Origin of the sequence: Burkholderia sp. ZZQ-2 (assembly GCF_050768715.1) — a bacterium.
Classification (GTDB): domain Bacteria; phylum Pseudomonadota; class Gammaproteobacteria; order Burkholderiales; family Burkholderiaceae; genus Burkholderia; species Burkholderia cepacia.
The window spans coordinates 1-9,167 of the sequence record NZ_LDVA01000303.1; the positions used below are offsets into that span (position 1 = coordinate 1).

Consider the following 9,167-nt stretch of genomic DNA (forward strand, 5'->3'; position numbering starts at 1 on the left):
CCCGCCCACGGTTGACGGCACCGGCCGCGCGCCCGCGACTCCGCCGGAGCGCCGCGCCGCCGGAAATCGCCGTGCGTCGCCGCGCGCGCTCAGTCGAAACCAACGCCGCGAGCGCGCCCGTCATGCAGATGGCCGGTCGCACGCGTCAGCCTCCTGATCGCGACGAAGCTCGCGAGGCCCATGCCGAAGCAGCAAGCCGCCAGCGGCCACGCGGTAGCCCCGTCGAACACCAGCGTCGCAAGCGTGCCCACGCCGGTGACGATCACGCTCTGCACCGCGTAATAAAGCGCCACTGCCTTGCCGGCGACATCGCCGAAATCGCGCAGCGCACCGTTTGCCGTCACCGCCGACATCAGCACGATGCCGACCGCAACCAGCCACATCGGCATCACGAACGTCGCAAACGACGGCTTCGTCAGGATCGTGCCGAGCGCCAGCACGATCGCGCCCGCCATCATCGCGACCGCGCCTCGCGCCACGCAGCCCGCCTCGCCCCACTTCGACACGAATCTCCCGGCGAAGCGCGAGACGACGACCATGACGATCGCGACAGTCGCAAAGGCCACGCTGAACGACACGCGCGAGTAACCGGCCACACCGACCAGCACGCGCGGCGCGGTCGAGAAGAACACGAAGAACGCGCCCATCGAGGCCGCAAACGCGAGCGTGTGAACCCGGAACGGCCGGCTGCCGAGAATCGATGCGACGGACGGCCCCTGCCGGTTTGCCGTCCGCGGACGCGTTTCGTGCCAGCGCGGCCACGCGCGCCCGCATGCCAGCAGCCCCAGCAGGCCGAGCATCGCGAAGATCGCGCGCCATCCGCAGGCCGTCGCGATGGCCGCGCCCAGCAGCGGGCCCAACGCCGGCACGAACGCCAGCATCGCGCCGAACTGGCTGTAGATGATGCGGCCTTCGGGGCGATCGGCGTAGACATCGCGAACGGTCGCGAACGTGGCGACGAGCGCCGACGCGGCGCCCAGCGCCTGCAGCACGCGCAACACGACGAACGGGACGCCGCCGGTGGTGACCGCAAGCGCCAGGGAAGCCGCCGAAAAACACAGCGCGCCGCCCAGCATCACCGGCCGTCTGCCGATGCGATCCGACAACGGGCCGAAGATCATCTGGCCCAGGCCGAGGACGACCATGTAGACGCTCAGCGTCAACTGGACGACGGCCGGCGACGTGCCGAGCGCGGACGGCATCTCCGGGATCACCGGCAGGTACACGTCCATCGCCAGCGAAGCGAGGAGATCGAAAGGGGCCATCAGCAGGAGCGCCGACGGCAACGAATGGGCCCACACGGGCGTGGATTGTTCAGGCATGACAAGGCATCCGCTCAGAAAGGGAAATCTGGCGGCGATCTGCCTGGTCAGCGATGGACAACGGGAGATCGCCGCAACGACCGGTTGACGAAGGTCGTTGCGGCTCAGCGATCCGTGGACGGGCCAGCTCCCATGGAGGAATCCTTGCGTGGTGCGTTTTGCGTTGACTGTGCAGTGTAGTCGGTTCGCCAGGCCGGCACCAGCCGGGCGCGCGGTGCACGGCAGCGACTGTCCAGCCGGCCCGCCGCTCAGGCTACGACACGCGCCCATGCGGCCAATTGTCGCGAAACGATGCGATTCTCCGCGTTTCGTCGCTTTTCTCCACCGATACGATTGCCCGCTCCCGGCGCCTCGCGTATGGTGCTGGCCGTCCGCGCCCGATCGGTCGCCCGGACACCCGACCGTCGTCGCGCACGACGGCCGCGCGGGCCGTGCCCGCCGTCACCGTCTCCGCGGCACCGCCCTTCGGCGCCGCGCATTCATGAGGAGAGAGACGTGATTCACAAAGTCCTGATCCTGTTCGCACTCTGCATCGCGGGCCTCGCCGCGATCGCCGCCGGTTTCCAGCACATCCCCAGCTGATTCGCGGCCCCGGCTCGCTTCGCCGGGCCCGGGGGCCGCACCCATTCCTCTCCCCTCTTGCGATGAACCACTTTCTCGGACCGCCCGGGACGGGCGCCTTTTGCCATGCGCATCGACGTACAGCATTCCCAGCACGACATCGACGATGAACTCGACTCGCTCTACGCACGCTTGCACCAGCCGGGCCATCGCCTGCACGGCCTGCCGGCCGTCGCGCTCGGCCGCTCCGGCCTGATCGTCCGCCACCGCGAGGCCGACGGCGAATACTTCCTGTACGTCGAGGATCCGGCCGCGCGCCAGCTCGCCGGCTATACGGTATTCAACCGCCTGCCCGAAATCCCGCGTCGCGCCGACCGCTACCTGCGCGCGCCGCACACGCGGCTGCGCGGATCCGCGCAACGCAAGGGCCTCGCGACGACGCTGTATCGCTGGGGACTCGACGCCGGCCTGTGCCTGATCAGTGGGGCACGTCAGTCGATCGGCGCGGCGCAGCTGTGGACCGCGCTGGCCCATGACTATCGACACGGCTTCGTCGACATCGAAGGCCGCGCGCTGCGCTATCTCGGCGAAGCCGTTGCCGACGACGTGCACGGCGCGCTACATACGCGTCGTCTGCTGCTCGGCAACGGGTGGGAAATCGGCGCATTCGCGCGTGCAGCCGGGATGGCCGACGTCGTTGCCGCAGAATGTCGCCACCCGGGATTTCCGCGGGAAAGGCGCGAACCGCACCGCTTGCACGGGGGCGCCCAAGCGCGTCACTCCGCCCGTGCGCCGATGCGATAATCCGTCGGGCCGGCGCCCCCCCTCGCGCAAACCACTCAACGACACGCTCCTCGATGGCTACCGAACTCCAACCCGATTCCGAGCGCCGCATCGACATCGTCGCGCTATGCGGCAGCCTGCGTGCGCAGTCGTATAACGCGGCGCTGCTGGATGCTGCGGCACGCGTCGCGCCGCCCGGGACGCACATCACGCGCTTCGATCGCCTCGGCGAATTTCCGCTGTTCAACCCCGACGCGGAATATCCGTCGCCCGCCGCGGTGCGCGACCTGATCGATCGCCTGAACGCCGCCGACGGCGTGCTGATCGCGAGCCCGGAATACGCGCACGGCGTGACCGGCGTGATGAAAAACGCGCTCGACTGGGTCGTGGGATGCGAAGCGTTCGTGTACAAGCCGGTCGCGGTGCTGAACGCATCGCCGCGCGCGACGCATGCGGACGCGGCGCTGCGGGAAACGCTGTCGGTGATGTCGGCGCGCATCGTCGAGCGCGCGTCGATCTCGCTCCCGATCCTCGGCAGCCAGCTCGACGCGGCCGGCATCGCCGCGCATCCGCCGTTCGCGGCGGCGCTGGTCGAGGCGTTGCACGCGCTCAGCGCGGAGATCGCCGAAGGCACGCCAGCACGCTGATGTTGCGTAACCGGAAGTCCATCGCAGTCCGGATTAATCGGACGCCGCGCCCGTCGACGGGCGCAACGTCCGGCACGGATCATCGTCCGCGATAGATCGGTCTGTCGGCCGCCATCGAACCCGATTCGCTCGCGGCCGGTGCTGCCATTCCGTATCCGCTGGTATCGGCCGCCGACGTGCCGGTCGAACCGACCTTCTTCAACGCCTCCGCCAGCCGCGCCGGATAGTACGGGTCTTCGCCGTTCTGGCGGTAGCCGGCCGCACGCAGGGCGGCCAGTTCGGCCTTCACCTCCGCGCGCGTCACGGTGGACTGCGGCGCGGCCCACGCGGAAACGGAAATAGAAGCGGAAGCGGTCGCGGCAACCGTCGCGAGAACATACAGAGCAAGCTTGTTCATCTGATCTCTCCTGAGCATCGACGATGTTGTCGACGGAGAGTGAGTCGCGCCGCGTGCGCAAAGATGACACTCGCCGAAGAAGAAATCCGGCGTCGCGTCACGGTGCAGGTGCCACGCGGCACGCCGGCAGGAACGGCGTGTAACGGCGTGTTGAACGAAAACCCGATCGGCTGTCAGATTCCGCCGGACCGCGCGACTACCGGCATGTGGCCCGGCGCCACCCTCCGTTTTCGTTCAAAGGGTCGGACATGAAAACCAGAATCTGGATACTGATCGCGTCGCATCTCGCGACGGGCCTCGCGGCGTTCGCCGCGGGCATCTACGTGCTGCCGATCCTCACGGCGACGGAAGGCGCAAGCGCCGTCGAACTGCAAGTGGCCGCGGAAAACGCGCGCCATACCGGCCGCTTCGAACGCAACCTGCCGGGCAGCGACGCGCTGCACTGGGCGGACGGCAAGCTGACCGTCACCGATTCGTCGATCGTGTTCGAGGGCGACATCGCACCGGGCCCCGACTACAAGCTCTATCTCGTGCCGGCCTTCGTCGACACGCGAGCGTCGTTCCTCGCGATCAAGGCGCGCGCCGTACGCGTGGGCGACCTGAAGACATTCGGCAATTTCGTCATGGCGCTTCCCGACGACGTGAATCCCGCGCAATACACGTCGGTCGTGATCTGGTGCGAACGCTTCTCGAAATTCATCAGCGCGGCCCGCTATCAAAGCGCGCCGGCGTCGGGCCTGACGTCGATGTGACCGGCGCGCGGCCGCAACGGTGCGTGCTGGCGCGCTACCGGGTCTTGGCGCGCGCGCCCTTCTTCACCGCCTTCGCGCGCGGGGCTTCCTTTTCGGGCTGCGCGCCGCCGCCGGCGAGATCCTCGAGCCACGCGAGCGCATCGACGTACGACAGGAACTGCTGCAGATATTCCGGCGACAGCTCGCGCATCGTCGCGAGCGACCGGTGCACGAGACTGTTCGAATTGAGCGGCCCCGCGTTGCGCGGTACCTGGTCGAGCGACTGGCGGTACTGCTGTTCGGTGCGGACCTTCGACCACATCGTGCGGAAGTAGTCGACCAGCTCGGGATCGAGCCCGCGCCGGTCGGCCTGCGCATCGCGGCCGAGCCGTTCGACGAGCGCCGCCAGCGACGGGCCGCGTCCGGCCGCACCATTGGCGGCTTGCGCGGTGTCGCCCGCGGCGGCCTTCGCTTCGTCGGCCCGCGCGACGACCGCCGCGAAGCCTTCGATCAGCGTGGCGAGCCGCGCGTCGAGCAGCCCGCGCGCGTTGCCTTCGAGCGCGGCCGCACGCCGCTCGAGCGCGTCGATCCGGAGAAAGCGCACGGGGTCGAGCCGGTCGGCGCCCTGCTCGCGCCATGCGTCGAGTGTCGCGCGAACATGCGTCGCGTCGTCGGTCACTTCGCGTTCCCTCCGTTCGATGCCGACTTGCGCGGCACCGGCGCGATCTCCACGCGACGGTTCTTCGCGCGGCCTTCATCGTCCGCATTCGAGCTGACCGGCTGTTCCGAGCCGAACGCGGCCGCGAACACCGACGACGCCGGCACGCCGGCGTCGATCATCGCGCGCGTGACCGTCAACGCGCGCTTGGCCGACAGTTCCCAGTTGTCCGCGAACTGGCGGTTGCCGGCATGCACCTGCTGGTCGTCGGCGAAGCCGCTGATCATCAGGATCTCGTCGCGTGTCTTCAGGTAGGCGGCGAGCGGTGCGGCCAGCGTCTTCAGCAGGTCGCGGCCGGCGGGCTGCAACTGGTCGGAGTTCAGCGCGAACAGCACGTTGCCGCTGATGCCGATGCGTCCGTTCACGAGCGTCACGCGGCCGGCCGCGAGCGGCCCGGCGAGCGCCTGCTCGAGCGACTTGCGCTGCTGCGCTTCCTGCTGGCGCGCGCGCACGGCTTCCTCGAGCTTCGACGTGAGCTGCAACTGCATGCCGATCACGCCGACGAGGATCAGCACGAACGCGCCGAGCAGCACCGACATCAGGTCGGCGAACGCGGGCCACACCGGCGCGGAGGACGCGCCGCCGTCGATTTCGTCGTGCATGCGTTACGCTCCGACGGACGCCCGCCGGCCGGCGAGCTGCTGCAGGTCTTCGACGATCTGCTTCTGCGACATCATGCTCAGGTCGATCACCTCGCGCGCCTGCGCGACGTAGTATTCGAGCTGCTCGTCGCTGCGCGCGAGCGACTTCTCGAGCGCGGCCTCGATGCGTTGCAGATGGGTCAGCAGCTTGTCGTTCGACTCGCCGAACACCTGCACGGCCATCCCGAACGCGTCGCCGAGGCTCGCGACTTCGACTGCGCCCGCCGTGACTTGCGCGGCCACCGAGTCGAGCTTGCGCGTTTCGGCGTCGACGGTGTCGTTGAAGCGCGCCCCGACGCGGTCGAGCAGGTCGGCCGACGTGCTGACGAGCGCGTCGATCGCGGTGCGCTGTTCGGTCGACGCGTGATTGACCGCGCCGAGCAGCGTTTCGAGCGTCGCGAGCAGGCGGCTGCGTTCCTCGAGCATCGCGGTGTCGTGCACCAGGCTGTCGGACAGGCGCTGGCGCAGTTCGGCGACGACGTCGGCCGCGGCCTTCGGCGCCTCCGACGCAGCCTGCACGAGGCGCGCGATCTCGTTGATCGTGTCACTCGCATGCACTTGCGCCTGCGCGGTGATGTCGTTCGCGGTGCGGGCCAGCGTGTCGCAGATGTCCTGCTGGCGCGTTGCGGCCTGCGCGCTCGTGTGCGCCCATTCGTCGCGCAGCGCGGCCGCCATCGCGGCGAGCGAGTCGTTCCACGCGGCGAGGCGTTGTTCGTCGCGGGCGGCCAGTTGCGTCTGCAAGCCCGTGTGTGACTCGCGGATCGTCGACAGCAGGTCATTCGAGCGTTGTTCGAACGTTGCAGCCTGTGCGGTCAGGTCGCGCGTCGTTTGCGCGAGTGCGTCGCAGATTTCCTGCTGACGGCCCGCACTGTGTACCCCCGCACGCTGCCATTCGTCGCCGAGCTTCGCGGCCATTGCGGCCAGCGATTCGTTCCACGCGGTGAGACGTTCCTCGTCGCGCGCCGCCAGTTGCGTCTGCAGGCCCGTGTGCGAATCGCGGATCGTCGACAGCAGGTCGTTCGAGCGTTGTTCGAACGTTGCAGCCTGTGCGGTCAGGTCGCGCGTCGTTTGCGCGAGTGCGTCGCAGATTTCCTGCTGACGGCCCGCGCTGTGTATCCCCGCACGCTGCCATTCGTCGCCGAGCTTCGCGGCCAGCGCGGCCAGCGAATCGTTCCACGCTGTGAGGCGTTCTTCGTCGCGCGCCGCCAGTTGTGTCTGCAAACCCGTGTGCGAATCGCGAATCGTCGACAGCAGGTCGTTCGAGCGCTGTTCGAAGGTCGAAGCCTGCGCGGACAGGTCGCGCGTCGTTTGCGCCAGTGCGTCGCAGATTTCCTGCTGACGGCCCGCGCTATGCACACCTGCGCGTTGCCATTCGTCGCCGAGCTTCGCGGCCATCGCGGCCAGCGATTCGTTCCACGCGGTGAGACGTTCTTCGTCGCGCGCCGCCAGTTGTGTCTGCAAACCCGTGTGCGACTCGCGAATCGTCGACAGCAGGTCGTTCGAGCGCTGTTCGAAAGCCGAAGCCTGCGCGGTCAGGTCGCGCGTCGTTTGCGCCAGCGCGTCGCAGATTTCCTGCTGACGGCCCGCGCTGTGCTCGCCTGCGCGTTGCCATTCGTCGCCGAGCTTCGCGGCCATCGCGGCGAGCGATTCGTTCCACGCGGTGAGGCGCCGTTCGTCGCGCGCGGCCAGCTCGGTCTGCAGCCCCGCGTGCGACTCGCGCATCGCGGCAAGCGTCGCGCCCGAATGGCGTTCGAACGTCGCTGCGGCCTCGCCCAGCGCACGCGCATGCTGGCCGGCCAGCGTCTCGCCGACCTGCTCCTGGCGCGCCAGCGCATCGCGCCAGGCATCCGACAGGCGGCTTTCGGTCGATTCGAGGCGCGTCGCGACGCCGTCGAGCAGGTCCGTCGAACGCTGCGCGAAGGTCTCGGTGAACTGGCCGAGGGTCGTCTGCAACTGCTGCGCGACGGCGTCGCCCGCACGGCGCTGTTCGTCGAGCGCGCGGCTCCAGACGGCCGTCACGTTGCCGGTGGTCTTCTCGAAGCCGTCCGTCAGCCCGTCGAGCTGACGCTGCACGGCGCCCGTCACGGTGTCGCGCAGCGCGGCCATCTCCTGCGCGAGCCCCGTCATCGTCGCGGCGACGACCGGCTGCAGCGCGGCACCGGCCACGCGCGCGCTTTCGGCGGCGCTTTCCTTCAGCGCGTCCCCGACATTCGACGCGAGGCCCGCATACGCGCGCTCGGTCCGATCGAAGAACGCTTGCTGGCTTTCGATCTGGCGATCGTGCAGCGCGACGCTGCGCGCCTCGAGCGACGTCATCATCGTCTGCAGGCGGTCGACCAGCGCCGGCATCACGTCGGCCTGGCGCTGCAGCAGCCGGAACGATTCGTCGCGCTGGTGCGCGGACGAGTGCACACGCAGCGTCGTCGCGATCTTCGCGTCGAGCTGCTGAGCCGCGTCGATCCGCTCGCGGCGCACGAGCGCGGACAGCAGGCCGAGCATCGCGGACGCCGCCACGCCGGCAATCGACGTGCCGAATGCGAAGCCGAGGCCCTTCACCGGCGCGATCAGCGACGCGCGGATCGCGTCGAGATCGGTCGCGCTTTCGAGCGCGGCGCCCGTGCCCTTCAGCGTGACGACCATCCCGAGCAACGTGCCGAGCATGCCGAGCAGCACGAGCAGGCCGACGAGATAAGGCGTGAGCGACGGGCCCGGCAGCGCGACGCGCGCGCCTTCGACCCGCGCGCGCACGGCGCCGCGCAGGCCCGGGTGCAGCGTGTCGAGCCACGTGTCGAGCTTCGCGGGCGGCTCGGTCAGGCGGGCGACCGCGTGCGACAGCGTGGCGGTGGCCTGCCGGTAGCGCAGCAGTTCCCATGCGCCGGCGACGTAGCACGCGGCGATCAGCAGCGTGACGGCCGACGCCAGCGGGTTCGACGCGACATAGCCGACGCCGATCCAGCCCACAGCGAGCAGACCGGCGACGAAGACAACGAGATCAAGGCGAATTCTGGACATAGCGTGTTGATTAGCAGGTGCGAAGGGCCGCGAGCAGCCCGTCTACCGTTTGAAACCGGACTTCGAGTTCGGCAAGCAGGATGCTTTGCATCTCGTCGCGAAACGTATCGAGCCATGCGCCGGGCACGATCGCCGCGACGGCCGGGCTGTTGACGATCGCCGCGCCGTCATCGGCGGGATCGGCCGCGGCCGCGGATTCCGCTGCGGCTGCGGCCGCGGCTTCGGCATCGGCATCGGCCAGCGCCTGCCGCTCCGCGTCGCGCAGCCGCCCGAAGCGCGTACCGAGCAGCGCGGGCACGGCCGACAGCAGGCTGCGCTCGCGCGCGCCGAGCACGCGCTCCATGATCGCGTCGAG

The 9,167-nt window shown here is 69.3% G+C and carries 9 protein-coding genes; 3 read left to right on the forward strand and 6 right to left on the reverse strand.

Annotated features, from left to right (window positions below; genetic code table 11):
• Positions 1 to 89: 89 nt before the first annotated feature.
• The gene (gene cml / locus ABY44_RS27440; RefSeq protein ID WP_431642743.1) at positions 90 to 1,322 is read right to left on the reverse strand and encodes a CmlA/FloR family chloramphenicol efflux MFS transporter; all 1,233 of its coding nucleotides are present in this window, start codon (positions 1,320 to 1,322) and stop codon (positions 90 to 92) included.
• 687 nt (positions 1,323 to 2,009) lie between these two features.
• On the opposite strand from cml, the gene ABY44_RS27445 reads away from it, so the two are divergent.
• Positions 2,010 to 2,687 (forward strand): hypothetical protein, encoded by a 678-nt coding sequence (locus tag ABY44_RS27445; RefSeq protein WP_060171275.1) that lies wholly within the window; start codon positions 2,010 to 2,012, stop codon positions 2,685 to 2,687.
• Positions 2,688 to 2,740: 53 nt separating this feature from the next.
• The gene (locus ABY44_RS27450; protein WP_060171276.1) at positions 2,741 to 3,313 is read left to right on the forward strand and encodes an NADPH-dependent FMN reductase; all 573 of its coding nucleotides are present in this window, start codon (positions 2,741 to 2,743) and stop codon (positions 3,311 to 3,313) included.
• Positions 3,314 to 3,392: 79 nt separating this feature from the next.
• On the opposite strand, the gene ABY44_RS27455 is transcribed toward ABY44_RS27450, so the two are convergent.
• Complete coding sequence (locus ABY44_RS27455; protein WP_027790875.1) at positions 3,393 to 3,710, reverse strand: DUF4148 domain-containing protein; 318 nt, start codon at positions 3,708 to 3,710, stop codon at positions 3,393 to 3,395.
• Between the two features lie 248 nt (positions 3,711 to 3,958).
• On the opposite strand from ABY44_RS27455, the gene ABY44_RS27460 reads away from it, so the two are divergent.
• Positions 3,959 to 4,462: a DM13 domain-containing protein gene (locus ABY44_RS27460; protein WP_060171278.1), complete on the forward strand. Its 504-nt coding sequence runs from the start codon at positions 3,959 to 3,961 to the stop codon at positions 4,460 to 4,462.
• A gap of 34 nt (positions 4,463 to 4,496) precedes the next feature.
• Here the strand turns inward: ABY44_RS27460 and ABY44_RS27465 are convergent, their stop codons facing one another.
• The 4 genes from ABY44_RS27465 to ABY44_RS27480 all read right to left on the reverse strand — a co-directional run.
• Entirely contained in the window at positions 4,497 to 5,120 is a 624-nt protein-coding gene (locus tag ABY44_RS27465; RefSeq protein WP_060171280.1) for a DUF2894 domain-containing protein, read from the reverse strand.
• A complete protein-coding gene (locus ABY44_RS27470; protein WP_021163899.1) occupies positions 5,117 to 5,761 on the reverse strand; it encodes an OmpA family protein in 645 nt (214 codons plus the stop codon). The genes ABY44_RS27465 and ABY44_RS27470 overlap by 4 nt, the downstream gene beginning before the upstream one ends.
• 3 nt (positions 5,762 to 5,764) lie before the next feature.
• On the reverse strand, positions 5,765 to 8,812 hold the full coding sequence (locus ABY44_RS27475) for a DUF802 domain-containing protein (protein WP_060171282.1): 3,048 nt from the start codon (positions 8,810 to 8,812) through the stop codon (positions 5,765 to 5,767).
• 10 nt (positions 8,813 to 8,822) lie between these two features.
• The coding region (locus ABY44_RS27480; protein ID WP_431642746.1) for a DUF3348 family protein at positions 8,823 to 9,167 on the reverse strand (345 nt) is incomplete at its 5' end.